This window comes from Thauera sp. WB-2 (genome assembly GCF_027594845.1).
GTDB classification, from domain to species: Bacteria; Pseudomonadota; Gammaproteobacteria; order Burkholderiales; family Rhodocyclaceae; genus Thauera; species Thauera mechernichensis.
The window spans coordinates 3,353,490-3,378,277 of the sequence record NZ_CP088935.1 but is presented as its reverse complement, the minus strand read 5'-3'; the positions used below and the strand labels follow the sequence as shown (position 1 = coordinate 3,378,277).

Below are 24,788 nucleotides of genomic sequence, written 5' to 3'. Positions count from 1 at the left end.
CGTTGATCGATGGCGGCGCTTGGGAGGCAGGTTGCGGATAGAGGCTGGCAGCAGGGCAGCGTTTTGCGCTGCGACGATCACGCGTTGCTGGGCGCGCGTTACCTTGAGGGGGAGCCCGCAGGAGATTTGATCGGCCTGGTGGTGAGCCAATCCTGCGATCTGACGCATGAATCGCTTCAGGGCGAGCCGTACGCGGAGATCCTTGTCGGATTGCGGGCCGAGGACGATGCCGCCCTGAAACGACGGGGACACTGCGCTGCCGGGAAACATCCTCGCTGTTTGCACATGCCGATTCGGCAGGAGGGCAACGAGGTCTGGTTTCAGTTCTTGCCGTGGGACCGGCTCTTTGTCGACCGCGCGGTGCTGGCCGACCGCATGCCGGATGATACGCGCGTGGTCCTGCAGGCGGACCTCGACCTGCTGGTCACCTGGTTGGCTCAACGCTATGTGCGTGCTGCCTTTCCGGACGATTTCAACAGCCTTCTCGACGCCACCCGCAGCAAGCAGAAGAAGCTGCACGCCCGTCTTTCGCCCGATGTGTCGGGGCTTTATGCGCGCTTGAATCCTGATCGTGAGCTGCTGGAGGGCGAGCGTTACACGCTGGACCTGCTCGCACTGGTGCCGACATTTCGTGGGGACGCGCTCCCGTCCGTGGGCAAGAGCGTACAGGCGCTGGTTGATCTGATTCGGGCGGCCGGTATCGATGCCCGCGGCAGTGTAAGGCTGGAGGACGAGGTGTCTTATGGCTTCGTGCGCGCCTTCCGGCGTTTTCCTCTTGAACACCTCTCGCTGCGTGGCGACTCGCCCGATCCGATGCCTTTGGAGTTATCGACGGGTGAACGACGCGGGTAGTGTGGCTGCTGGCTGGCGTCCGCTTCAACAAGCCTCGCGGCTTGCGCCGCTCCTACAGCAAACCGAACCGCCGCGGGTCTCCCCCGTAGGAGCGGCGCGAGCCGCGAGGGGTTGAAGGCGACGAGGCCCATCGCAGCCGCGCGGAAAGGCTCGCGGCTTGCGCCGCTCCTACAGCAAGCCCCCCGCCGCGGGTCTCCCCCGTAGGAGCGGCGCGAGCCGCGAGGGGTTGAAGGCGACATGGCTCGGCGTCTAGGGGAGAAGGCTGGCTTCGGTTATGCCATCCACACGTGGGTGCGAACCTCAACCTTCAGCGCGCGTTTGATGGCGGCGAAGATCGCCGAGATGTTGCTCATTGTCGGATTGCCCGAGGCCGACAGCATCCGGTGCAGGCTCTTGGCCGGTTTGTGGATTTCCTCGGCCAGGGACTCGAAGCCGATCGTTGCGTTGACCAGGTCACGCAGGATCAATCTGGCGGTGTCGGGTTCGCCGTCTATGAAGAGGGTGATCGCCTCGTCGAGCAGTGCCTGGGCAAAGGCCGGATCGTTTTGCACCCGGGCAGCAACGGTTTCCTTGAAGTCTCGGGTCAATGCCATTGTTCATGCTCCTTTCTTCGTTTGCGCCTTGCGACGCTTGTACTCGCCAATGCCTCGGAACCACTCCACGTTGGATAGGTTGCCTTGTTCAATTCGGGCGGCAGCAATGGTGACTTTTGCGGCAGCCATCGGATCGAGTGCGGAGAACCAGCGGGCATATGGACTGCTGCCGTCGGGGAGGAGCAGTTCCTTGACTTGGTAGGTCATTGGCTGAAAGGTAACATATAAGTGTATATAGGTGGGCGCCTCGAAGCGGCCGCATTGGCGCAGCAAGCTGAGGACGATTCGCTGAGAGTTATGCTAACGGACTTTCCGCGCCTGCGGGTTGCCAGCGCACTCGACCGTCGTCCGCCACGCCAAAAAGCTCGCGGCTGGCGCCGCTCCTACAACAAACCGAACCGCCGCGGGTCTCCCCCGTAGGAGCGGCGCGAGCCGCGAGGGGTTGAAGGCGACGGGGCCCTTCGCAGCCGCCCGGAAGAGCTCGCGGCTGGCGCCGCTCCTACAGCAAGGCCAGCGCGCATTTCTCCCCGTAGGAGCGGCGCCAGCCGCGAGGGGTAGAAGGCGACGGGGCTCGTCGCAGCCGCCCGGAAAGGCTCGCGGCTGGCGCCGCTCCTACAGCAAGGCCAGCGCGCATTTCTCCCCGTAGGAGCGGCGCGAGCCGCGAGGGGTTGAAGGCGACGGGGCTCGTCGCAGCCGCCCGGAAAGGCTCGCGGCTGGCGCCGCTCCTACAGGACGCCGATGCTCGTGCGGGGGTGTTGCTGCGGTTGGGGGGCGTCAGGTGTGGAAGCGGCCGAGGACGGTGTCGGTGCGTTGGGCGGTTTCGGAGAGCTGGTGCAGGGTTTCGCGGATGGCCTGGATGGCGATGTCGGTTTCGCTGACGCGGCTGCTGATGCCTTCGGTGCTTTGCGCCATGGCGGTGGTGGCGCTGCGCTGTTCGGCGATGGTGAGGGCGATTTCGGACATGCGCTCGGAGACGTTGGCGATCTTGCCGCGGATCTCCTCGACCAGGCGGCTGGCTTCTTCGCTGCGGTCGACGCTGTGCTCGACCGAGCTGACGGTGTTGTGCATGCGCTGAACCGCGCCGTCGGTCTCGTTGCGGATGATGCCCAGCTTCTGCGAGATCTCGAGCGTGGCGATGCCGGTGCGGTCGGCGAGCTTGCGTACTTCGTCGGCGACGACGGCAAAGCCGCGCCCCTGCTCGCCGGCGCGGGCGGCTTCGATGGCGGCGTTGAGCGCGAGCAGGTTGGTCTGGTCGGCGATTTCGCGGATGACGTTGACGATGCCTTCGATCTCGGTCGAGCGCCGCGCCAGGCCTTCGAGTACGCCCGCCATGTCCTTGACCTGGCCGGCCGAGGTGGCGATTTCGCCTGCGATGGCCATGACCTGGCCCACCGTCTGCTGGGTGAGCTTGCCGGTTTCGGCGGCGAGCTTTTCGGCGTCGGCGGTGTTGTCGGCGATGTGGGCGATGCTGACGGTGATCTCTTCGACGGTGGCGGCGTTGCTGGCGGAGATGTCGGAGAGGCCTTCCGATTCCTTGGCGACGCTGTCGACGCGGTCGTTGAGCTCCTTGACGCCGGCGACGAGGCGGGTGGCGTCGGCGTTCAGGGCATTGAAGGTGGTGCGCAGGCCGGTCATGAATTCATTGAAGGCGGAGGCGGTTTCGCCGACTTCGTTGTTGCCGTCGACCGAGATGCGCCGGGTGAGGTCGCCGCCGCCGCCGGCGATCGAGCGCATGGCGTCGCGGATCTTGGACAGGCCGCCGAGGATGCGCTGCAGCACCACGATGGCGATGCCGCCGAGGACGAGGGCGACGGCGATGACGATGCCCACGCTCTTGGCCAGCAGCGCGCCGAGCGGTTCGGCGACCACGGCGCGGTCGATGACGAGGACGAGCGACCAGTCGGTGCCGGTGACCGGTTGCCAGGTGACATAGCTGTCCTGGCCGCCCACGGCGGCTTCGATGGGAGCGGCCGGCGCGCTCGCCAGGCGTGCGGCGTTGGCGGCGAGTGCGGATGAGACCTCGCTGATGTTCTTGAGCGCGAGCTTGGCGTCGGGGTGGGCGATGATGGTGCCGTCGTGCGCCACGAGCATGGCGTAGCCGCCCTGCAGCCGCACCGAGAGGACGTTGTCGACCACGTTGCGGATGGAGACGTCGGCGGCGACGACGGCGGCAACGCTGCTGCCGCTGCGCACGGGTGTGGCAAAGCTGATGATGAGGTCGCCGGTGGAGGCGTCGGCGTAGGGGGCGGTGAGGATGGTGCCGCCCTTGGCGACGGCGCCCTGGTACCAGGGCCGTGCGGTGGGGTCGTAGGTGGGCGGCAGGTTCTGCGGCGTCGAGAACACCGTGCGCTTGTCGGGGTAGCCCGCATAGACCAGGTCCAGCGCCAGGCCTTCGGCGGCACGCTGGAAGAAGGTGAGGGCGTCGGGGTCGACGGCAATGGGGACGAGCGCTTCGATCATGCGCCGGCGGGTGTCCACCCATTCGGCGATCCGCCCGGCGTAGCTGTTTGCCGCGAGCCGTGTGGATTCTTCCATGGCGCCGACGAGTTGGCCGCGCAGCTGGAAGAAGGAGGCCGTGGAGAGTACCGCTGCGGTGAGCGCGATCACCGTCAGCAGCAGGCCCACAATCATGAACTTGATCGAACGCATGATGGCTCCGGAATGCTGTCAGGTTGGTCCCGCGCGCTGGGTACCCCTGGGTGCCGAAGTTGAACGCGCAGCAGGTGGATGATGCTCCAATTTATCGTCTGCAGAAGTGCCATCTTTAGCGATATAAGGGAAATTCCTTAGCAGCAAGCCTGGGGGGCGTGCGGGCGTGCGGGCGTAGGGCATGGGGCCGGCCCCGTGGTCGAGGTCCGGCCCCATGCGGTGCTGCGGGCTGAGCGAGGCCTGCGCTCAGGGGGTGTCGATGAACACCTGGGTGCTGAAGTCTGCCGTGGCCGGGCGGGCGAGCACGGGGTTGTCCAGCGCGTAGCGCAGGAAGGCGTCGGCGTAGGCGAGGAAGGTGTCGGTGCGACGCTCGCCGCTGATGGTGCCCAGCGTGGTGTAGCCGTCCTGGCCGTCGGCGATGAAGTCGTTGGTGATCACCCGGTAGCGGGCGCTGTCGTCGAGCGCGACCCAGCTGCCGCCAGCGTTGCGGTGCTCCAGGGCGCTGATGCGGCTGCCGCGCGGCTGGCGCAGGTCGACCTGCCAGCGCAGCGCGCCGGCGTAGGGGTAGGAGCCGGTGTTGCCGGCGACCACGCTCTGCATGGCGTCTTCGAGCGCGGCGCGGATCTCGGCGCCGCTCATGTCGAGTGCGACCAGCGTGTTCTTGAACGGCAGCACGGTGTAGATGTTGCCCACCGTGACCGTGCCCATGGCGAGGTCGACGCGCACGCCACCGCCGTTCTGCAGCGAAATGTCGGCGCCGCCAAAGCGCTGGCCCTGGCGCAGGAAGGCTTCGGCGACGAGTTGCTGGACGTCGCCGCCGTGGGCGATGACATGGGGGTCGTCGTTGCAGCCGGCGAGGCGCGAGCGCGAGCCGTCGCGGGCGGTGCCGGGCACGCGGCGCAGGCAGAGGTTGGTTTGCGCGTTGGCGACGGGCTCGGCGCCGAAGTCGGTCACCTGGCGGGTGTAGTCGGCGAGCACGCTGGCAGCCTGGGCGTTGGGCGCGGTGACGCGCAGCGCGGGCTGGCGGGCGAGGTCGGCCTGGGCGAAGGTGAGGGCGTCGCCGCTGAGCGTGCCCAGCGTGCTGCCGATGAGGACATGGGGCTGGCCGCCGCAGGACTTGACCTTGCCGCGGCCGTCGAAGACGACTTCCAGTTCGCCGACGACGGCGCTGTACTGCCAGGCCTGGGCGATGCAGACGGTGTTGCCGTCCTTGTCGGCGGCGACCGTGGGGTAGGCGCCGACCGGCGACAGGCCGTAGTCGCGCAGGCTGTCGTCGCCAAGCAGGCTGTGCGAGTCGCCGCCGACGATGACGTCGACGCCCGACAGCTGCGCAGCCAGGGCCTGGTCCTGTGCATAGCCCATGTGGGTGAGCAGCACGATCTTGTCGATGCCTTGCGCGTGCAGGCGGTCGATTTCGCGCTGGGCGGCCTCGCGTTCGTCGAGCAGGCGTGTGCCGGGGTCGGGGCGCGATGCGTTCTGGGTCTTGTCGGCGATGGTGAGGCCGATGATGCCGATGCGCTCGCCGCCACGCTCGATCACCACGGCGGGGCGTACGCCGTCGCTGCCGATCGGCGAGCCCGCGCGCAGCGACAGGTTGGCCGACAGCAGCGGCGTGCGGCAGGTGGGGCTCGCCCACAGGTCGTCGATGAAGCTGCGCAGACCGGCGTCACCCGCGTCGAATTCGTGGTTGCCCACTGCCATGGCGTCGAAGCACACCTCGTTCATCAGGTCGGCATCGGACTTGCCTTCGGTGAGGGTGTAGTAGAGCGTGCCGGTAATGGCGTCGCCCGCGTGCAGCTTGAGGACATTGCCGTGGCGCGTGGCCAGCTCGTCGATCGCCGTCACCACGCGCGGAAAACCGCCCATGCCGACGGTGACGTTGCTGCGCGTGCCGCTGGCGTCGGTGGCCAGGCGCAGCGTGGCGCTGGCTTCGTCGAGATTGGAGTGGTGGTCGTTGATGTGCAGGATTGCGAGCGGGAAGTCGGGCTTGGGTGTATCCGAATCGCTGATGCAACCTGCAAGCGCAAGCGCGCCCGCGAGGACGGCAACGGCCGGGATGACGGTGTGATTCATGAGGGACCTCGAATGGACTGGGAATGACACCCCGCAGTGTCCCTGCGCGATATGAAGTGCCTGTTAAAAGCCAGCCCGAATGCCCCCTCGCGACGCGCTGGGCTTGCTGTAGGAGCGGCGCCAGCCGCGAGCCTTTAATCAACCGCCCGCCCCCCCCATCGCCTTCAACCCCTCGCGGCTCGCGCCGCTCCTACAGGGGGGCGACGCGCGTTGGGCCTGCTGTAGGAGCGGCGCCAGCCGCGAGCCTTTAATCAACCGCCCACCCACCCCCATCGCCTTCAACCCCTCGCGGCTTGCGCCGCTCCTACAGGGGGGCGACGCGCGTTGGGCCTGCCGTAGGCGCGGCGCCAGCCGCGAGCCTTTAATCAACCGCCCACCCCCATCGCCTTCAACCCCTCGCGGCTCGCGCCGCTCCTACAGGGGGGCGACGCGCGCTGGGTTTGCTGTAGGAGCGGCGCCAGCCGCGAGCCTTTAATCAACCGCCCGCCCACCCCCATCGCCTTCAACCCCTCGCGGCTCGCGCCGCTCCTACAGGGGGGCGACGCGCGCTGGGTTTGCTGTAGGAGCGGCGCCAGCCGCGAGCCTTTAATCAACCGCCCACCCACCCCCATCGCCTTCAACCCCTCGCGGCTTGCGCCGCTCCTACAGGGGGGCGACGCGCGTTGGGTTTGCTGTAGGAGCGGCGCCAGCCGCGAGCTTTTCGGGCCGATCAGGCTTCTTCGTCGGCGAGCTTGAGGATGGCGCCGACGATGTCGGACATGGTGACGATGCCGGCGAGCTCGTTGGATGAGGTGACCAGCAGGCGGCGGACGCCGATATTGACCATGAGGCGGGCGGCGTGCTTGACGTCGAGCTCGCGCGAGATGGTCAGCGCTGGCTTGGCGCAGATGTCGTAGACATTGACGAGGTCAATGTCCCCCTCTTCGGCGACGATCGTCTTGAGGATGTTGGTGTAGGTGATGATGCCGTAGGCGTCATGGGCGTCGCGCTTCTCGACCACCAGCGACTTGACCTTGTTCTGCTTCATCACCCGCATGGCTTCGCGGATGGTTGCGAAGGGCGATACCGTCACCACTTCGCGCAACATGATGTCCTTGACCAGCATGGGGGCTCCTAGATGTCGTGCTTGATGTGCTCTTCGAACTGCTGGATCTGGCGCATGTCGATGCCGGCGATGTGCTCGAGCGGGATGGTGAACACCACGCCACGGCTGCTGTTCTTGAGGTCGAGCTCGCGGCTGAGGTTCTTGAGCACGGAGAGCGAGAGCTTCTTCTCGAGCACCATCACCAGTACGGACTGGCTACCCTCGTAGGTAAGGCCGAAGAAGGTCTTCTTTTCCGTGGCGCCGATGCCGCGCCCGTCCAGCAGTGTGACGCCGCCTGCGCCGGAGCGCTTGGCGATGTCGATCGCCTGTTCTTCGAGATCCTCGGCGAGGATCGCGACAAGTACCGAGAACTTCACGTTTTTTCTCCTGTCGGCTTGAACCGCTCGGCGTAAAGAGCATAGAGCATCACGGTTACGATGGGAAAGATCGAGGCAAACGCGATGAGGCCGAAGCCGTCGATGAGCACGTTGCGCCCCTCGATGTTGGTGGCCAGCCCGATGCCCAGCGCAGTGACGAGCGGTACGGTCACCTCGGACGTGGTGACGCCGCCGAGGTCGAAGGCGAGGGGGACGATGTACTTGGGCGCCAGCCAGGTCAGCGCAATGACCAGGGCGTAGCCGCCCATGATGTAGTAGTGGATCGAGTCGCCGGTGATGATGCGATGCACGCCGATGGTGATGCCGATGGCCACGCCGATGGCGACCAGGATGCGGATGTGGTTGGCGTTGAGCCGCCCCTTGCCGGCTTCTTCGGCCTTCTGGCCGATGGCGATCAGCGCGGGCTCGGCCATGGTGGTGGCAAAGCCGATCGACAGTGCGAACAGGTATACCCAGGTGTAGGTGTCGAGGGCGACGAGCTGTTCTGCCATGGCGCGCCCGACCGGGAAGAGCCCGAGCTTGAGCCCGATCACGAAGGCATAGAGGCCGACGATGACCATGACGAAGCCGCCCACGACCTTGTGCAGGTGGGCGATCGGCTTGCGGATCACGCCGTACTGGAAGAACAGGATGACGACGATGATCGGCGCCACGTCGCGGAACATGGTGAGCAGGTCGACGAGCATGCCGGTGAGTGCGCCGAGCATGCCGGCGGGCTCGGGAATTGCGGCCGCAGCGGCCTGTGCGATGCCGGCCGCGGGCTGCGCGGCGGCGAGCGCGGGGGCGGCGCCGAGGCTGTAGACGAAGACGCCGTAGAGCTGCACCGAGATCATCGGCACCATCACCGCCAGCGCGACCAGGCCAAAGCCGTGTGCGAGCGCGTTGCGGCCGCGGATCGATACCGCCAGGCCGATGCCGAGCGAGGCGATCAGGGGCACGGTGACGATATTGGTGGTGACCCCGCCCGAGTCATAGGCGAGGCCGACGATTTCCTCGGGGGCAAAGAAGGTGACGGTGACCACCAGCAGGTAGCCGATGATCATGTACCAGTGCAGCGAATGGCCGAGGATGGTGCGCACCACGCCGAGCGCAACCACCGCGCCGACCGATGTCGCCACCAGTAGGCGCAGGGTGAATCCGTCGACTCGCCCGGCGCTGATCGTTTCGGCCTGGCTGGCGACGGCGATCAGCGCTGGCTCGGCGATCACCGCGGAGAAGCCGAGCGCGAACCCGAACGCCATCAGCAGTGGCAGGGAGCCGCGCTTGGCAAAGGCGTTGGAGAGGTTCTTGCCGATCGGGAAGATGCCCAGCTCCAGCCCTTGCAGGAACAGGGCCACGCCCACCACCACCACCAGCAGGCCCGCAACCATCGACCCCAGGCCATCCGGCACCGTCTGCAAGACGATGGCCTGGAAGAAGGCGACGACGACGACGATGGGGAGCAGGTTGCGGAAGGAGTGCTGCAGGAGGTGCAGGAAATCCTTGAGGCCGTTCAAGCGCGGTCACCTGATGGAGAGATGTTCGACCGACATTTTCGCATGGCGCCCAGGAATCGGGGCCAGTCGATGGCGACGCGCGTTGGGTTTGCCGTAGGCGCGGCGCCAGCCGCGAGCTTTTCAACGGCCGCCCACCGGCCCCCGTCGCCTTCAACCCCTCGCGGCTTGCGCCGCTCCTACAGGGGGCGACGTGCGCTGTGTTTGCTGTAGGAGCGGCGCCAGCCGCGAGCTTTTCAACGGCCGCCCACCGGCCCCCGTCGCCTTCAACCCCTCGCGGCTTGCGCCGCTCCTACGGGGGGGCGACGCGCGTTGGGTTTGCTGTAGGAGCGGCGCCAGCCGCGAGCTTTTCAACGGCCGCCCGCCTACCCCCGTCGCCTTCAACCCCTCGCGGCTTGCGCCGCTCCTACAGGGGGCGACGTGCGCTGGGTTTGCTGTAGGAGCGGCGCCAGCCGCGAGCTTTTCAACGGGGTTTACAGGCGGGCGAGCCAGTCGTCGGTGGCTGCGCAGATGATGTCGCAGGCCAGGGCGTGGTGGTCCTGGCTGAGGCGGTAGGGGTCGGGGACTTCGACCTTGGACCAGTGCCCCAGCAGGAAGAGCTTGCCGCGTGCGGTGGGGTCGAGGTGGGTGGCGTATTCGAGGTGGTGTTTTTCCATCACCAGGATGATGTCGGCCCAGCGGCTGATCTCGGGGGTGAGCTGACGGGCGCGGTGGGCGGAGAGGTCGATACCGCGGGCAAGCGCGATGGCCTGGGTGTCGGCGTCTGCAGCGTGGCCGACCAGGGCGCCGGTGCCGGCAGAGGCGACGGTGGCCGTGCGGCCACGATCGGCCAGGCGCTGGCGTAGCACGGCCTCGGCGAGCGGGCTGCGACAGATGTTGCCGGTGCAGAGGGTGAGGATCTTTTCGAACATGGCGGCATTATAAGAAAAAAGCCGACGCCCCCTTGCGAGGGCGTCGGCTGGTGCGGCGTGACCGAAAGATCAGGCAGCTTGCTTGCGGCGGCGCATCACACCCAGGCCAGCCAGACCGAGGCCGAGCAGCGCCAGCGAAGCGGGCTCGGGCACGGCGGTGACGGCGATGTTACGCATGGCGAAGCTGCCGTCGGTCAGGTTGTAGGTGGGGCTCTGCATGTAAGCGATGCGCTCGGCCTGCGAGTCCGGACGGCCCTGCAGGAAGGCAGCGTAGTCGGCAGCAGCCAGCAGCACGCCAGCGCCGTCCCAGCCGGAGGCCGTTTCGGTGATGGACATGGTCACGCTGGTGTCGGTGATGGTGCCGGTGATGGCGACGGTGCCAGCGCCGGTGGGGTCGCTGAACGAGGTGCCGAGCAGGCCGTTGAGCAGGCCGAGCACGCCCATGGTGGTAGCGCCGTCATAGCTGCCGCTGAAGCCGAACGAGATCGGGCTGGAGATCAGGCCCATGCCGAAGACGAACGGATACACGCCCGGGGTGAGGCCGGAGACGTTGAGGTCGCCCGAGAACACCTGGACGTTCGAGCTGATCGTGCGGCTGACGGTACCGCCAGGGCCGGCGAAGAAGGTGGCTTCGGCGTAGCCGGTGCCGCCGGCGAGGCCGGGGCCGACGCTGACGGTGTAGCTGCCCGACGGGCCAGCGGCCAGCGACAGGCTGCCGGACAGGCCGGTGAGCGCCACGTTGTAGGTCAGCGGGGTGCCGTCGGCGAAGCCGCTGATGGCGAAGTCGCCAGCCAGCGACTGGACGTTGCTGACGTAGGCGGCCGAGGCGCCGGTCGACACGGCGGTGAGGGCGGCGGTCGCGGCGAGAAGGGCGTATTTCTTCATTGTCTGGGTCCTTTTAATCGGTTGTTGAACCGGTTAAGAGATTGCGCCTGGCCGGGTGGTGCCAAGCGTGAGCTTAATCGCTGTGGCAACAAAGCAAGTCGGATGCCAGAAATACAACTTATTGATTTTTATATGGATGACTCGGTTTGATGGGGGTGCTTATGCCCCCGGTGTAAAAAAAACCGACACTCGGGGGCGGCTTGCCAGCCTTGTGCCGCGACCTCGGTGTCAGGTGCGGAAGCGCCCCACAAGGCTCGACAGCGCGCTTGCGACGCGGGCGAGCTCTTCGGCCGTGTCCGAGCTGGTGCGTGCGGCGCCGCTGTTTTCTTCGGTCATGGCGGCGATGCGCTCGGCGTTGGATGCGACCTGCTGGATGGCGATGTCCTGCTCGCGGATGGTGTGGGCCATGCCCTGCACGCTCTGTGCGACGCGCTCGGAGCTGTCGCCGATGCTGCGTAGCGCGGCTTCGGTGCGCGATACGAGCTCGAGGCTGCCGCTGACGTTGACGCCCGCGGCCTGCATCGAGTCGACGGTGCTGTCGACGTGTTGCTGGATCTCGTGGATGAGGGTGCTGATCTCGCGGGTCGACGAGGCGGTGCGTTCGGCGAGCTTGCGCACTTCGTCGGCGACGACCGCGAAGCCGCGGCCTTGCTCGCCTGCACGCGCGGCCTCGATGGCGGCGTTGAGGGCGAGCAGGTTGGTCTGCTCGGCGATCTCGCGGATGACGCCGACGATGCCGCCGATCTGCTTGGAGCTGGCAGCCAGCGATTGAACGTCGGCCTGCGACGCGGTGACCTGGCTGGCGGCTTGCTCCACGCGGCCGACCATCTCTTGCATGATGTCCAGCGCCGAGTGCGTGTCGGCCGAGGCCTTGTCGACCAGTTCGGCAGCCGTGGCGGCGCGCGTGGCCGTCTCGCTGACGCTGCTCGAGACTTCGGTGGCGGCAGCGGCCACGGTGGCGGCCGATTCGGCCTGGATGTCGGCGCTGCGGCTGAGCTGGGTGCTCGATGCCGAGATGGACGCCGCCGCGGACGACACCCCCTCACTGGACGTGCGCGCTTCGGACAGGATGTGGCGGAAGGTGCCGATGAGGTTGTTGAACGCTTGGGCGGTGCGCTGCACTTCGGTCACGCCTTCGACCGGGATGCTGCGGGTGAAGTCCTTTTCGCTGGAAACCTGCTCGGCGATGCGCACGGCCTGGCTGAGCGGGCGGCTGATGCTGCGCCCGAGCAGGGCCGACACCACCAGCGTGGCGCCAATGGCCAGTACCGACAGGCCGATGGTGATGTAGAGGGTGCGCGTGCTGCTGTCGACCAGTTCGCCTGCGAGCTTGGCGATCTCGCCGTTGACCTGGCGCTCCAGGGCGTAGAGGCGGTCGATGTAGGCGGTGCTGGTCGCGAACCAGTCGGCGCCCTTGATGCCGAATTCGCCATACGTCATGCGCTCGCTCATGACATCGCGCATGCGCTTGACGGCTTCGAGTTCGGGCGAAGCCTCGATCTGCTTGAGCGCGGCCCGGGCGTCGCTGCCCGCCACCGAGCCGAACAGCTCGAAGAAGGCGCGCTGGCGGTTGATGCGTTCGCTGATGGTGCGGTGCTGCTCGGGCGTGACCCAGTCGGCGCTGAAGGCGGCGGTGGCGAGCGCGCGTTCCTGGCCTGCGGCTTCCTTGGCGCGGATGAGCGCTTCGAGCGCAGTGGAGCGCTGTCCGATCAAGGGGTCGGAGTTGTAATGCGCGGCCCCCGCGGCGAGCTGGATGAGGTTGTCGATGGTGGCGGTGTAGTAGCGCGTGCTCTCGCCGATGGCGATGCTCAGTTGTTGCGCCTGCCTGCGGATGTCGGCGAGTTGGGCGAGCTGGCTTTCGACGTCGGCGACCTGCTTCTGGGCGGTCGGCGTGTCGGCGGTGATGGTCTGCTGGTGCCGGCTGCGGAACTGCGCGAGGGCGGTGTCGGTGTCGCGCTGGAAGCCGGGCAGGACGTCACGCATCTGGGAGCCCGAGGAGCTGATGAAGCCCGCGGTCGAGCCGCGCTCGATCTGCAGCCGGTGCACCAGTTCGCTGACAGCGGCACCGAGGCCAGACAGTTGCGCGGTGGTTTCGGCCGAACGCGAGCGCTCGAGCGCCGATTGTCCGAGCATGACGGCCAGCACGATGATGACGATGAGTGGAAGGGCGACGATCAGGCCAAGGCGGCTGGCGATCGAACTTGATGGGCGGCTGACGGGTTCCATCTGCGGTCCTTTTTTTGCGGCGAGTAGCGGGCTTTGGCTGCGATGTCCGAGACCATCTTCAGCGGATGTGTCTCGCAGTTATCGACACGAGGATCGCCGACTTTACGGATTTGTCGGTATCGATTCCATATCGGCGATCAATCTCGCAACGCAGGAAGCCGCACGGGGGCGCGCCGCGCGCCCCCAGGGCCGTGGTCAGCCCGCCAGGCGCGCGAAGGCGTCCACGACTTCGGGCGGCGCCTGCACCAGTTCGATGAGCACGCCCTCGCCACCGATCGGGAACTCGTCGTTGCCCTTGGGGTGCAGGAAGGTAATGTCGAAGCCGGCCGCACCCCGGCGGATGCCGCCAGGCGCGAAGCGCACGCCGTTGGCGCTGAGCCATTCCACCGCCTTGGGCAGGTCGTCCACCCACAGGCCGACGTGGTTGAGCGGGGTGGTGTGCACCGCCGGCTTCTTCTCGGGATCCAGCGGCTGCATCAGGTCGACCTCGACCTTGAACGGGCCTGCGCCCATCGCGCAGATGTCTTCGTCCACGTTCTCGCGTTCGGACACGAAGTTGCCGGTGACCTCCAGGCCAAGCATGTCGACCCACAGCGTCTTGAGTTTGTCCTTGCTCGGGCCGCCGATGGCGATCTGCTGGATACCGAGGATCTTGAAGGGGCGCTGCGACATGATGCCTCCAGTGAGGTGTTGAGTTAAGAATTCATAATTATAGAGGAAGTCGCAACAAATCCACCCCACATGCGCCTACAGCAGGCCGCGGCGCGCCTTCCCCGTAGGAGCGGCGCCAGCCGCGAGGGGTTGAAGGCGATGGAGGTTGGGCGGGACCCGAAAAGCTCGCGGCTTGCGCCGCTCCTACGGCAAACCCAACGCGCGTCGCCCCCCTGTAGGAGCGGCGCAAGCCGCGAGGGGTTGAAGGCGATGGGGGGTTGGGCGGGACCCGAAAAGCTCGCGGCTGGCGCCGCTCCCACAGCAGGCCGCGGCGCGCTTTCCCCGTAGGAGCGGCGCAAGCCGCGAGGGGTTGAAGGCGATGGGGGTTGGGCGGGACCCGAAAAAGCTCGCGGCTGGCGCCGCTCCCACAGCAGGCCGCGGCGCGCTTTCCCCGTAGGAGCGGCGCAAGCCGCGAGGGGTTGAAGGCGATGGGGGTTGGGCGGGACCCGAAAAGCTCGCGGCTGGCGCCGCGCCTACAGCAGGCCGCGGCGCGCTTTCCCCGTAGGAGCGGCGCGAGCCGCGAGGGGTTGAAGGCGACGGGGGTTGGGCGGGACCCGAAAAGCTCGCGGCTGGCGCCGCTCCTACGGCAGGCCGCGGCGCGCCTTCCCCGTAGGAGCGGCGCAAGCCGCGAGGGGTTGAAGGCGATGGGGGTTGGGTGGGTGCGATGAAAAGCTCGCGGCTTGCGCCGCTCCTACAGGAGGGCGCCGCGGCGTCCGTTCCCGCCGTAGGAGCGGCGCGAGCCGCGAGGGGTTGAAGGCGACGGGGGTTGGGCGGGACCCGAAAAGCTCGCGGCTGGCGCCGCTCCCACAGCAGGCCGCGGCGCCTGCATCAGGACCAGGCGACCTGGGCGGAGAAGAGGTAGCCGGCGCCGTACACGGTCTTGATGAGGCGCGGGTTGTGCGGGTCGTCGTCGAGCTTGCGGCGCAGGCGGGAGATGCGCACGTCGATGCTGCGGTCGAAAGGGTCGACGTCGCGTTCGCCGAGCAGTTGCTCGCGCGACAGGATCTTGTTGGGCCGCAGCAGCAGGGTGGCGAGCAGGCTGGCTTCGGCGGCGGAGAGGCTGATCTCGCGCCCGTCCGGGGCGCTGAGGGCGTGGCGGCTGGCGTCGAAGGTCCAGTCGGCGAAGCGGGCGATGGTGCGCTCGGTGGGGGTCTCGGGGGCGGCTGCGCGTTGGTAGCGGCGCAGGATGGAACGCACGCGGGCGACCAGCTCACGCGGTTCGAAAGGCTTGACGATGTAGTCGTCGGCACCGAGCTCGAGCCCGAGCACGCGGTCGGTGACGTCGTTGCGGCCGGTGAGGATGAGCACCGCGCATGGGCTGCCGTCCTGCAGTTCGCGCACGACCTGCATGCCGTCCATGTCGGGCAGGCCGAGGTCGACGATGCACAGGTCGGGGGCGCTGCGGCGTGCGCGCGCCAGCAGCTGCTGGCCGGTGCTGACGTGTTCGCAGCGGAACCCGTATTCGCCCAGGCTCATGCAGATGAGGCGGGCGATCTCGGGGTCGTCCTCGAGCACCATGATGACGGGCGTGTTGGCGTCGGTCGCGGTCAGGGGCATGTTTGGCCGTGCTCCGGTTGGGGCGCTGTGGGGGCGGGCTGCGGTGCGAGCAGGTTGGCGAGTGCTGCGGCCAGGGTAGCCTGGTCGAAAGGCTTGCGCAGCGTGGGTACGTCGGCGGGGGCGACACCGGTGATGGCGCGTTCGCTGGCGTAGCCGGTGACGAGCAGGATCGGCAGCCCGGGGCGCAGCGCGCGGGCGCGCTGGGCGAGCTCGCGTCCGCCGATGCCGCCGGGCATGACGGTGTCGCTGACGAGCAGGGCAATGTCGTCGATGTTCTCCAGCAGCTCCAGGGCCTCGACGCCATTGCTGGCTTCGATTACCGGGTAGCCGTTGGCGGTGAGTTGCATGCGGATCACCTTGCGCACTTCGGGTTCGTCTTCGACCAGCAGCACCGGACCGTCGAGCACCGGCTGCGCGGCCGGCGGCTCGGCTGCCTTGCGGTTCTCGGCCGGGGTGGCCTCGGCCGTGGGCAGCACGAAGCGTACATGCGTGCCCGCGCCAGGGGTGCTGCGGATGCGGATGTTGCCGCCGGACTGGCGGACAAAGCCATACACCATCGACAAGCCGAGACCGCTGCCGCCACCAAAAGGTTTCGTGGTGAAGAAGGGCTCGAACACGCGCTGCAGTACGGCGGGCTCGATACCGGCGCCGGTGTCGGAGACGTCGATCTGCACGTAGGCGCCGGGGGCGAGCTCGCCGACCTGGGCGAGGGTGCCTTCGAGGGTGCGGCGCTTGACGGTGATGGTGAGCTCGCCGCCTTCGGGCATGGCGTCGCGCGCATTGATGGCGAGGTTGAGGATGGCGTTCTCGAGCTGGTGCGGGTCGACCAGGGCGTACAGCGGGTCGCTGGGCAGGCGCAGGCGCACCCGCACGGTTTCGCCCAGGGTGCGCACCAGCAGGTGGGTCATGTTGTGCACGAGGGCGCTGACCTCGACCGAGGTCGGCTCGAGCGACTGGCGGCGCGAGAAGGTGAGCAGGCGGCGGATGAGTTCGGCGCCCCGGCGCGCGGCCTGCAGCGAGGGGGCGACGTACTCGGAGCCGGCGCCGCCGCCGATGCGTTCGTTGAGCACCGACAGGTTGCCGATGATGATGGTGAGCAGGTTGTTGAAGTCGTGCGCGAGCCCGCCCGTGAGTTGGCCGACGGCTTCCATCTTCTGCGCCTGGATGAGTGCGGCCTGGTGGGCTTTCTGTTCGGTGATGTCGATCGACAGCACGAAGAAGCCGACCGTGGTGCCGTCGGCGTCGGCTTCGGGGACGACCACGCTGCGCGCGTGCACGGTGCGGCCATCGGCGAGGCGGCGGGCGTACTCGTAGGTGACGCGCTCGCCGTCGAGGGCGCGGGCGAGGTGGGGTACGATCTGGGTATAGCTGTCCTCGCCGAAGACCTCGTGGATGCTGCGGCCGATGATTTCGTCCTTGCCCAGGCCGAACCAGTCGGCGTAGCCCTTGTTGGCGAAGCGGTAGATCTCGCCGCGGTCGACGTAGGCGATGAGGGCGGGGATGGAGTCGATGATGAGCTGCAGGCGGTTTTCGCTGCGGCGCAGGGCCTCGGCGATATCGTCGATCTCGATGTTGGCGCGGGCGAGGCGTTTGTTGGCAGCCTCGAGTTCGGCGGTGCGCTCGCGCACGCGCTCCTCGAGGCGTACGTTCTGCTGCTCCATCACGCCTTCGTAGCGGCGTTGCTCGGTGATGTCGGTCCACAGCGACACGAAGCCGAGGTTGGGGATGGGGACGCCGCGGACGGCGAGGATGCGGCCGTTGGGTCGTGCGCGCTCGACGTAGTGCGGCTGGAAGCTGCGTGCAGCGGCGACGCGTTCGCGGATGAGGGTGTCGATGTCGCCCTGGCCGTACTCGCCGCGCTCGGCATTGAAGCGCACGAAGTCTTCGAAGGGCGTGCCCACGCGCACCATGGACTCGGGGAAGTCGAGCAGGCGCAGCAGCGCCTTGTTCCAGGTGACGAGCTTGGGGGTGGCGTCGAACACCGCGATCGCCTGGTCGAGCAGGTCGAGCCCGGCGAGCAGCAGGTCGTAGCGCCGGCGCTGTTCGGGCGACAGCGCGGAATAGGTGATGCTCTCCTCGTCGGCCTTCACCATGCTGTGTCGCTCTCCGTCGTGGTTGCTGTCACGCGATGTTTGCACAATCGGCCGTGCGCCGCGACAGGCTGCTGCATGGCGCGTGCCCGTGCGCCCTGTCCGGTGCGCCCGTAGGAGCGGCGCCAGCCGCGAGCTTTTCGTCGGCCGCCCACCTGTCCCCGTCGCCTTCAACCCCTCGCGGCTGGCGCCGCTCCTACCGCGGGGAGACGCGCGTTGGGTTTGCCGTAGGAGCGGCGCCAGCCGCGAGCTTTTCGTCGCACCCACCTGCCCCCGTCGCCTTCAACCCCTCGCGGCTGGCGCCGCTCCTACAGCGGGGAGATGCGCGTTGGGTTTGCCGTAGGAGCGGCGCGAGCCGCGAGCTTTTCGTCGCCCCCACCCACGCCCGTCGCCTTCAACCCCTCGCGGCTGGTGCCGCTCCTACAGCGGGGAGACGCGCCTTGGGTTTGCCGTAGGAGCGGCGCCAGCCGCGAGCCTTTCGTCGCACCCACCCACGCCCGTCGCCTTCAACCCCTCGCGGCTGGCGCCGCTCCTACAGCGGGGAGACGCGCGTTGGGTTTGCCGCAGGAGCGGCGCGAGCCGCGAGCTTTTCGTCGCACCCACCCACGCCCGTCGCCTTCAACCCCTCGCGGCTGGCGCCGCTCCTACAGCGGGGAGACGCGCCTTGGGTTTGCCGTAGGAGCGGCGCGAGCCGCGAGCTTTTCGTCGCACCCACCCACGCCCGTCGCCTTCAACCCCTCGCGGCTGGCGCCGCTCCTACAGGGGGAGACGCGCGTTGGGTTTGCCGTAGGAGCGGCGCCAGCCGCGAGCGTCTTGTCTGCCGCCCTCGCTTGGCGCGCAGCCGTGCAGTTTGGCCAAGAATTGACGCTTACGTCAACGTCACGTTGTCTTTTCCGCCTGCGCAAGCTGCAGCCGGAACCGCTCGGGTGACACGCCCGACCACGATACGAAGGCGCGGTAGAAGGTGGAGGGGTCGGCGTAGCCGAGTTCGGCGGCGATGTGGGCGATGGGCTGGGCGGTCTTGGTCAGCCGCGCATAGGCGATGTCGCGCCGGGTGGCGTCCTTGATGGCGCGGAAGCTCGAGCCCTCTTCCTCGAGGCGACGGTGCAGCGTGCGCGGCGACAGGTGCAGGCGGGCGGCCGCTTCTTCCAGCGACAGGCTGTGGGGCAGGGCGTCGCGCAGCAGGTCGCGGACGCGGAACACCATCTCGCGGTCGCGGCGATAGAGGGTGGTGATCTTGCCCGGCGCGCCGTCGAGGAAGCTGGCGAGCGCGGCCTCGTCGCGGCGCAGGGGGAGGTCGAGCAGGTTGGCCTGCAGTTCGGCGACCAGGTGTTCGGCGTCGAAGCTGGAGTGTTCGGTGTAGACCAGCGCGTAGTCGTCGGCGTGCGCCGGCCGCGGGTAGGGAAAGCGAACGGCGTCGAGGGCGAGGCCGCGGCCGACGAACCAGCTTGCCACGCCATGCAGCAGGCGCAGCAGCCATTCGTACGCGAACACGCGGGCGGGGTCGTCGGCCAGGGGGCCGAGCCGGCCTTCGTCGTCGATCAGGAGCCTTGCCTGCGCGCCGTCACGCTGCAGTTCGACGCGAAAGCCCGGCAGTACGATGCGCAGAAAGCGGATTGCCCGCCCGAGCGCCTTGTCGAGCGTTGGTGCGCCCAGCATGGCGCGGCAGAGGAATTCGAAGCTGCCCGGCGGCATCGGCTGTGGGAGCAGGCCGAAGGCTTCGTCGTCGAGCGCTTCGATGCACAGGTTGTAGAGCAGCGCGTAGCGTTCGACGGGAATGCGGCTGGCTGTATCTGCAAGGTCGATGCCGGCACGGCAGAGCAGGGGCGCCGGGTCGTGGCCGCGGCGCACGTAGCCGGCGAGCATGCCGCTGACGAAGCCGGGCGCTACCGTGGCGCGGCCGCGGCGCAGGCGTGGGGGCAGCGTGGAGTGGGGGGCGGTGTCGGGCATGGTTGTTCGAGTGCACAGAATCGTTATTGCCATGGGCGAGTCGCCTTCAACCCCTCGCGGCTTGCGCCGCTCCTACGGGGAAGGCGCGCCGTGGCCTGCTGTAGGAGCGGCGCCAGCCGCGAGCTTTTGGTTGGTCCGCCGATCGCTCATCGCCTTCAACCCCTCGCGGCTTGCGCCGCTCCTACGGGGAGGGGCGATGCGTGCCGGGCGCCGCGCCTACGGGGGGCGGTGCGCGGTGGGGGTGTTGTTGGCGGATTTTGCACGATTAGCGTCGGCAAGCGCAATGGCAATGGCGGTGTCGGGCTTCTAAGATTGCAGGGTTAGATCTCATCCAACCTGGAGATGACCGAAATGACCGACCTCAGCGTTGCGCACAAGCTGTCGCCCTACAAGCCGAAGAACAAGGTGCGCTTCGTCACCGCCGCGGCCCTGTTCGACGGCCACGATGCCTCGATCAACATCATGCGCCGCATCCTGCAGTCGACCGGCTCCGAGGTCATCCACCTGGGGCATAACCGCTCGGTGGGCGAGATCGTCAATGCCGCGCTGCAGGAAGACGTGCAGGGCATCGCCATCACCAGCTACCAGGGCGGCCACGTCGAGTTCTTCAAGTACATGATCGACCTGCTCAAGGCCAACGGCGGCGAGCACATCAAGGTGTTCGGCGGCGGCGGCGGCGTGATCGTGCCGGCCGAGATCAAGGAGCTGCACGAGTACGGCGTCACCCACATCTTCTCGCCCGAAGACGGCGCCAAGATGGGCCTGCAGGGCATGATCAACAGCGTGGTCGAGCGCTGCGACATGGACATCACCAAGGCCGCGCCACAGAAGGCCGACGCGGTGCTGAAGGCGCTTGCCGCCGGCGATCGCCGTGCGCTGGCACAGATCATCACCGCGCTGGAAAACGGCGGCTACGGCGACGACGTCAAGAAGGCGCTGATCGAGGCGGCGGCCAAGACCAAGGTGCCGACGCTGGGCATCACCGGCACCGGCGGCGCGGGCAAGTCCTCGCTCACAGACGAACTGGTGCGCCGCTTCCGTCTCGACCAGGACGACAAGCTCAAGCTCGCGATCGTGTCGATCGACCCCTCGCGCAAGCGTACCGGCGGCGCGCTGCTGGGCGACCGTATCCGCATGAACGCGATCGAGCACGACAACATCTACATGCGCTCGCTCGCCACCCGCGACACCGGCTCGGAAGTGTCGGCCGCGCTGCCCGAAGTCATCGCCGCATGCAAGCTGGCGGGCTTCGACCTGGTGGTGGTCGAGACCTCGGGCATCGGCCAGGGCAATGCCGCGATCGTGCCCTTCGTCGATCTGTCGCTGTACGTGATGACCCCCGAGTTCGGCGCCGCCAGCCAGCTCGAGAAGATCGACATGCTCGACTTCGCCGATTTCGTCGCCATCAACAAGTTCGACCGCAAGGGCGCGCTCGACGCGCTGCGCGACGTCGCCAAGCAGTACCAGCGCAACCGCGAGCTGTTCGGCCAGCGCCCGGAAGAGATGCCGGTGTTCGGTACCATGGCGGCGCGCTTCAACGACGACGGCGTCACCGCGCTCTACCAGGCCATGCTGCCGGCGCTGGTGGGCAAGGGCCTGAAGGTCGCCAAGAGCAAGCTGCCGGTGGTGAGCGTGAAGGCGTCGTCGGAAGGCCGCGCCATCGTCCCCGCCGACCGCACCCGCTACCTGGCCGAGATCGCCGACACCGTCCGCGGCTACCACAAGCACGTCGAGCAGCAGGCCCGCGTGGCGCGTGAGCGCCAGTCGCTGAAGATCGCCAAGGGGCTGTTCGAGCAGTGCGGCAAGGACGCGGGTTCGTTTGACGAACTCATCAACTGGAAGGACGGCGAGCTCACCCCGCAGGCGAAGAAGCTGCTCGAGCAGTGGCCGACCGAGAAGGCGCTGTACGCCGCCGACGAGTACGTGGTGAAGATCCGCGACAAGGAGATCCGCACCCAGCTCACCCACACCTCGCTGGCCGGCAGCAAGATCCGCAAGGTGGCGTTGCCCAACTTCGAGGACGAGGGCGAGACGCTCAAGTTCCTGATGAAGGAGAACGTTCCCGGCTCCTTCCCCTACACCGCCGGTGTGTTCGCGTTCAAGCGCGAGGGCGAGGACCCGACCCGCATGTTCGCGGGCGAGGGCGACGCCTTCCGTACCAACCGCCGCTTCAAGCGGGTCTCCGAGGGCATGCCGGCGCACCGCCTGTCGACCGCCTTCGACTCGGTGACGCTGTATGGCTGCGACCCCGACCCGCGTCCGGACATCTACGGCAAGATCGGCAACTCGGGCGTGTCCATCGCCACGCTCGACGACATGAAGGTGCTGTACGACGGCTTCGACCTGTGCGCGCCGACCACCTCGGTGTCGATGACGATCAACGGCCCGGCGCCGATCATCCTGGCTTTCTTCTTCAATACCGCGCTCGACCAGCAGGTCGCCAAGTTCAAGGCCGACAACGGCCGCGACCCGACCGAGGACGAGTACGCCAAGATCAAGGCCTGGACGCTGTCGACCGTGCGCGGCACCGTGCAGGCCGACATCCTGAAGGAAGACCAGGGCCAGAACACCTGCATCTTCAGCACCGAGTTCGCGCTCAAGATGATGGGCGACATCCAGGAGTACTTCGTCCATAACAAGGTGCAGAACTTCTATTCGGTGTCGATCTCGGGCTACCACATCGCCGAGGCCGGCGCGAACCCGATCAGCCAGCTCGCCTTCACGCTGTCGAACGGCTTCACCTACGTGGAGTCGTACCTCGCGCGCGGCATGCACATCGACGACTTCGCGCCCAACCTGTCCTTCTTCTTCAGCAACGGCATGGACCCGGAATACTCGGTGATCGGCCGCGTCGCCCGCCGGATCTGGGCGGTGGCGATGAAGAACAAGTACGGTGCCAATGAGCGCAGCCAGAAGCTGAAGTACCACGTGCAGACCTCGGGCCGCTCGCTGCACGCGCAGGAAATGGACTTCAACGACATCCGTACCACGCTGCAGGCGCTGATCGCGATCTACGACAACTGCAACTCGCTGCACACCAACGCCTACGACGAGGCGATCACCACGCCGACCGAAGAGTCCGTGCGCCGCGCGATGGCGATCCAGCTCATCATCAACCGCGAGTGGGGCCTGGCCAAGAACGAGAACCCGAACCAGGGCGCCTTCATCATCGACGAGCTCACCGACCTCGTCGAAGAGGCGGTGCTCAAGGAGTTCGAGGCCATCGCCAGCCGCGGCGGCGTGCTGGGCGCGATGGAGACCGGCTACCAGCGCGGCAAGATCCAGGAGGAGTCGCTCTATTACGAGCACAAGAAGCACGACGGCTCCTACCCGATCATCGGCGTGAATACCTTCCTCAACCCGAAGGGTCAGGCCCAGCAGGAGATCGAGCTCGCGCGCTCGACCGAGGAAGAAAAGCAGGGCCAGTTGAAGCGTCTGGCCGACTTCCATGCCCGCAACAAGGCCGAGGCGCCGAAGTGGCAGGCCAAGCTGCAGCAGGCCGTGATCGCCAACACCAACGTGTTCGAGGTGCTGGTCGACGCGGTGCGCTACTGCTCGCTGGGCCAGATCACCGATGCCCTCTACAAGGTCGGCGGCCAGTACCGCCGCAGCATGTAAGGCAACCCGCTCCCTCCCTCTCCCTTTGTGGGATCCGGCGCTTCGGCGCCGTTTTTTTTGCGCCGGCAGGATGAGCGGAGTGGGGCCGGCGTGGGGCCGGTGGCGCTGCCGCCGGGGGGCAAGGTGTCGGCTCTTTCTACAGGCAGTCCTGGCGTTGGTAAGAAAATCGCAATAAAACAGTGGCTTGTAGTGTTGGCATGCGGATTGCTTGGAGGGGTGCAGCAGCTCCTTGAACAAGCCCATGAGGTCCTTTCATGTCCCTGAAGCATCTTCTTTCCGCCGCGGCCTGCGTCGCTGCAATCGGCGTTGCGCCCATCGCGCATTCGGCCACCATCAACGTCCTGTGGTACGGCCAGGATGCGCCCTACAACGCGCAGATGACCAACCTGGCCGCGGGTGCCGCAAGCTACGATCCGGCCGGTGATGGCAGCCTGAGCTGGAATTTCACCCTGTGGAACTCGTCCGACCCCACGCCCACCTTCAGCGCCTATGATGTGCTGGTCATCGGCTCGAGCCAGGTTTTCGGGATGGGCTTCGACGCCACCCGCCTGCTTGGCGCCAAGTCCGCGATCGAGGCGGCGCGCGGCACGCGCACCTTCCTGTCGGGCCAGGATGCCGACTGGCACTACATCAACGGCCCCGGTGCGCGTGACGACGGCCCGCGCGGCTTCCTGATCAATGCGGTCAACTGGGCCGGCAGCGGCACCGGTCTGGGCATCGTGTCGCTGGCCGACGGCTGGTCTGGCTCGGGCAGCCAGTGGTGGTCGAACACCAGCTCCTTCCTGGCGGCCGAACTGGCCGGTACGACGGCGTACTTCCAGGAGGAATCGGTGGTCATTCCGGCGGCGACGGCCGGCTTCCCGGTCAATGAAGGCCTGACCACCGCGGGCCTGAGCAACTGGGGCACTTCGTCGCACAGCGGCTTCACCTCGGTGCCGACGGGCTATCTGTCGATCAACGACTCCGGGAGCTTCCAGGGGCGTTATGTGACCATCGTGACCGAAGCCTATGCGGGCGGTTGCACGACCGGTTGCGGCGACGAACCGACTCCGGTGCCTGCACCCCCCACCCTGTTGCTGATGGGCATGGCGCTGTTCGCTCTGGGCGCGGTGAATCGTCGGCGCATGCGCTGATCCCAGTTGCATCAAGGCAGATCGCCGCGGCAGCAATGCCGCGGCGATCTGCTTTTGGGGCGTGTGCGAGGGCTAGAATGGGGCTTGGACCCCTGTCGCAGTCACGTTGACCAGACCAAGCATGAACCTCACGACGCCCGCCTTGCTGTTTCCTGCCATTTCGCTGCTCCTGCTGGCCTATACCAACCGTTTTCTGACGCTTGCCCAGGTCGTGCGCCAGCTCGGTGCCTCGGCCGACCGCGGGGCGGAATTGGTGCAGCGCCAGTTGCCAGGGCTCAAGCGCCGCATTGCGCTGACCCAGTACATGCAGGGTTTCGGCGTGTTCAGCTTCTTGCTGTGTGCATTGTCGATGTTCGCGCTGTTCCTCGACGCGCAGGTGCCGGGCAAGCTGCTGTTCGGCGCCAGCATCCTTACCCTGGCGCTATCGCTGGTGCTTTCGCTCGTCGAAGTGCTGATCTCGACCGAGGCCTTGTCGGTGGTGGTGAAGGATCTGGAGGCGGCGGGCAAATGAGGGGGCTCGAGCGCGGAACATTCATGCGCGGATGGGGGGCGAGGGCCTGGGTGG

At 67.4% G+C, this 24,788-nt stretch carries 18 protein-coding genes; 4 read left to right on the top strand and 14 right to left on the bottom strand.

Annotated features, from left to right (window positions below; genetic code table 11):
- Positions 1–9: 9 nt before the first annotated feature.
- Positions 10–852: a hypothetical protein gene (locus LQF09_RS15515; RefSeq protein ID WP_051018614.1), complete on the top strand. Its 843-nt coding sequence runs from the start codon at positions 10–12 to the stop codon at positions 850–852.
- 272 nt (positions 853–1,124) lie between these two features.
- On the opposite strand, the gene LQF09_RS15510 is transcribed toward LQF09_RS15515, so the two are convergent.
- From LQF09_RS15510 to LQF09_RS15445, 14 genes are all read right to left on the bottom strand, one after another.
- The gene (locus LQF09_RS15510) at positions 1,125–1,445 is read right to left on the bottom strand and encodes a helix-turn-helix domain-containing transcriptional regulator (protein WP_270068362.1); all 321 of its coding nucleotides are present in this window, start codon (positions 1,443–1,445) and stop codon (positions 1,125–1,127) included.
- 3 nt (positions 1,446–1,448) lie between these two features.
- Positions 1,449–1,652: a hypothetical protein gene (locus LQF09_RS15505; RefSeq protein WP_270068361.1), complete on the bottom strand. Its 204-nt coding sequence runs from the start codon at positions 1,650–1,652 to the stop codon at positions 1,449–1,451.
- A 567-nt stretch (positions 1,653–2,219) separates the two neighbouring features.
- Entirely contained in the window at positions 2,220–4,094 is a 1,875-nt protein-coding gene (locus LQF09_RS15500) for a methyl-accepting chemotaxis protein (RefSeq protein WP_270068360.1), read from the bottom strand.
- A 246-nt stretch (positions 4,095–4,340) separates the two neighbouring features.
- Positions 4,341–6,167 (bottom strand): bifunctional metallophosphatase/5'-nucleotidase, encoded by a 1,827-nt coding sequence (locus LQF09_RS15495; RefSeq protein WP_002934224.1) that lies wholly within the window; start codon positions 6,165–6,167, stop codon positions 4,341–4,343.
- Positions 6,168–6,876: 709 nt separating this feature from the next.
- On the bottom strand, positions 6,877–7,272 hold the full coding sequence (locus LQF09_RS15490) for a CBS domain-containing protein (protein ID WP_002933939.1): 396 nt from the start codon (positions 7,270–7,272) through the stop codon (positions 6,877–6,879).
- Positions 7,273–7,280: 8 nt separating this feature from the next.
- The gene (locus tag LQF09_RS15485; protein WP_004248848.1) at positions 7,281–7,628 is read right to left on the bottom strand and encodes a hypothetical protein; all 348 of its coding nucleotides are present in this window, start codon (positions 7,626–7,628) and stop codon (positions 7,281–7,283) included.
- A complete protein-coding gene (locus LQF09_RS15480; RefSeq protein ID WP_270068359.1) occupies positions 7,625–9,145 on the bottom strand; it encodes a DUF1538 domain-containing protein in 1,521 nt (506 codons plus the stop codon). The genes LQF09_RS15485 and LQF09_RS15480 overlap by 4 nt, the downstream gene beginning before the upstream one ends.
- Positions 9,146–9,615: 470 nt before the next feature.
- Positions 9,616–10,053: a low molecular weight protein-tyrosine-phosphatase gene (locus LQF09_RS15475; RefSeq protein WP_002933951.1), complete on the bottom strand. Its 438-nt coding sequence runs from the start codon at positions 10,051–10,053 to the stop codon at positions 9,616–9,618.
- Positions 10,054–10,122: 69 nt separating this feature from the next.
- The gene (locus LQF09_RS15470) at positions 10,123–10,938 is read right to left on the bottom strand and encodes a PEP-CTERM sorting domain-containing protein (RefSeq protein WP_270068358.1); all 816 of its coding nucleotides are present in this window, start codon (positions 10,936–10,938) and stop codon (positions 10,123–10,125) included.
- 228 nt (positions 10,939–11,166) lie between these two features.
- Positions 11,167–13,164: a methyl-accepting chemotaxis protein gene (locus tag LQF09_RS15465; protein ID WP_270068357.1), complete on the bottom strand. Its 1,998-nt coding sequence runs from the start codon at positions 13,162–13,164 to the stop codon at positions 11,167–11,169.
- Positions 13,165–13,359: 195 nt separating this feature from the next.
- A complete protein-coding gene (locus LQF09_RS15460) occupies positions 13,360–13,836 on the bottom strand; it encodes a VOC family protein (RefSeq protein WP_002933980.1) in 477 nt (158 codons plus the stop codon).
- An 867-nt stretch (positions 13,837–14,703) separates the two neighbouring features.
- Entirely contained in the window at positions 14,704–15,432 is a 729-nt protein-coding gene (locus tag LQF09_RS15455; protein WP_270068356.1) for a response regulator transcription factor, read from the bottom strand.
- Positions 15,423–17,525: a PAS-domain containing protein gene (locus tag LQF09_RS15450; protein WP_270068355.1), complete on the bottom strand. Its 2,103-nt coding sequence runs from the start codon at positions 17,523–17,525 to the stop codon at positions 15,423–15,425. Before LQF09_RS15450 ends, LQF09_RS15455 begins: the two co-directional genes overlap by 10 nt.
- Before the next feature lie 876 nt (positions 17,526–18,401).
- A complete protein-coding gene (locus tag LQF09_RS15445) occupies positions 18,402–19,472 on the bottom strand; it encodes an AraC family transcriptional regulator (protein ID WP_270068354.1) in 1,071 nt (356 codons plus the stop codon).
- A 351-nt stretch (positions 19,473–19,823) separates the two neighbouring features.
- On the opposite strand from LQF09_RS15445, the gene icmF reads away from it, so the two are divergent.
- The 3 genes from icmF to LQF09_RS15430 all read left to right on the top strand — a co-directional run bounded on the left by icmF (position 19,824) and on the right by LQF09_RS15430 (position 24,734).
- The gene (gene icmF, locus LQF09_RS15440) at positions 19,824–23,090 is read left to right on the top strand and encodes a fused isobutyryl-CoA mutase/GTPase IcmF (RefSeq protein WP_002932891.1); all 3,267 of its coding nucleotides are present in this window, start codon (positions 19,824–19,826) and stop codon (positions 23,088–23,090) included.
- Positions 23,091–23,344: 254 nt separating this feature from the next.
- Positions 23,345–24,223 (top strand): PEP-CTERM sorting domain-containing protein, encoded by an 879-nt coding sequence (locus tag LQF09_RS15435; protein ID WP_270068353.1) that lies wholly within the window; start codon positions 23,345–23,347, stop codon positions 24,221–24,223.
- A gap of 121 nt (positions 24,224–24,344) precedes the next feature.
- Entirely contained in the window at positions 24,345–24,734 is a 390-nt protein-coding gene (locus tag LQF09_RS15430; protein ID WP_002932894.1) for a DUF2721 domain-containing protein, read from the top strand.
- Positions 24,735–24,788 lie beyond the last annotated feature (54 nt).

What these genes read in the sequence shown, in the direction of transcription:
- LQF09_RS15455 (WP_270068356.1), bottom strand. Translation starts at nt 15,432, where the DNA reads ATGCCCCTGACCGCGACCGACGCCAACACGCCCGTCATCATGGTGCTC.
- LQF09_RS15490 (WP_002933939.1), bottom strand. Translation starts at nt 7,272, where the DNA reads ATGCTGGTCAAGGACATCATGTTGCGCGAAGTGGTGACGGTATCGCCC.
- LQF09_RS15500 (WP_270068360.1), bottom strand. Translation starts at nt 4,094, where the DNA reads ATGCGTTCGATCAAGTTCATGATTGTGGGCCTGCTGCTGACGGTGATC.
- LQF09_RS15515 (WP_051018614.1), top strand. Translation starts at nt 10, where the DNA reads ATGGCGGCGCTTGGGAGGCAGGTTGCGGATAGAGGCTGGCAGCAGGGC.
- LQF09_RS15460 (WP_002933980.1), bottom strand. Translation starts at nt 13,836, where the DNA reads ATGTCGCAGCGCCCCTTCAAGATCCTCGGTATCCAGCAGATCGCCATC.
- icmF (WP_002932891.1), top strand. Translation starts at nt 19,824, where the DNA reads ATGACCGACCTCAGCGTTGCGCACAAGCTGTCGCCCTACAAGCCGAAG.
- LQF09_RS15495 (WP_002934224.1), bottom strand. Translation starts at nt 6,167, where the DNA reads ATGAATCACACCGTCATCCCGGCCGTTGCCGTCCTCGCGGGCGCGCTT.
- LQF09_RS15510 (WP_270068362.1), bottom strand. Translation starts at nt 1,445, where the DNA reads ATGGCATTGACCCGAGACTTCAAGGAAACCGTTGCTGCCCGGGTGCAA.
- LQF09_RS15435 (WP_270068353.1), top strand. Translation starts at nt 23,345, where the DNA reads ATGTCCCTGAAGCATCTTCTTTCCGCCGCGGCCTGCGTCGCTGCAATC.
- LQF09_RS15465 (WP_270068357.1), bottom strand. Translation starts at nt 13,164, where the DNA reads ATGGAACCCGTCAGCCGCCCATCAAGTTCGATCGCCAGCCGCCTTGGC.
- LQF09_RS15445 (WP_270068354.1), bottom strand. Translation starts at nt 19,472, where the DNA reads ATGCCCGACACCGCCCCCCACTCCACGCTGCCCCCACGCCTGCGCCGC.
- LQF09_RS15430 (WP_002932894.1), top strand. Translation starts at nt 24,345, where the DNA reads ATGAACCTCACGACGCCCGCCTTGCTGTTTCCTGCCATTTCGCTGCTC.
- LQF09_RS15450 (WP_270068355.1), bottom strand. Translation starts at nt 17,525, where the DNA reads ATGGTGAAGGCCGACGAGGAGAGCATCACCTATTCCGCGCTGTCGCCC.
- LQF09_RS15475 (WP_002933951.1), bottom strand. Translation starts at nt 10,053, where the DNA reads ATGTTCGAAAAGATCCTCACCCTCTGCACCGGCAACATCTGTCGCAGC.
- LQF09_RS15470 (WP_270068358.1), bottom strand. Translation starts at nt 10,938, where the DNA reads ATGAAGAAATACGCCCTTCTCGCCGCGACCGCCGCCCTCACCGCCGTG.
- LQF09_RS15505 (WP_270068361.1), bottom strand. Translation starts at nt 1,652, where the DNA reads ATGACCTACCAAGTCAAGGAACTGCTCCTCCCCGACGGCAGCAGTCCA.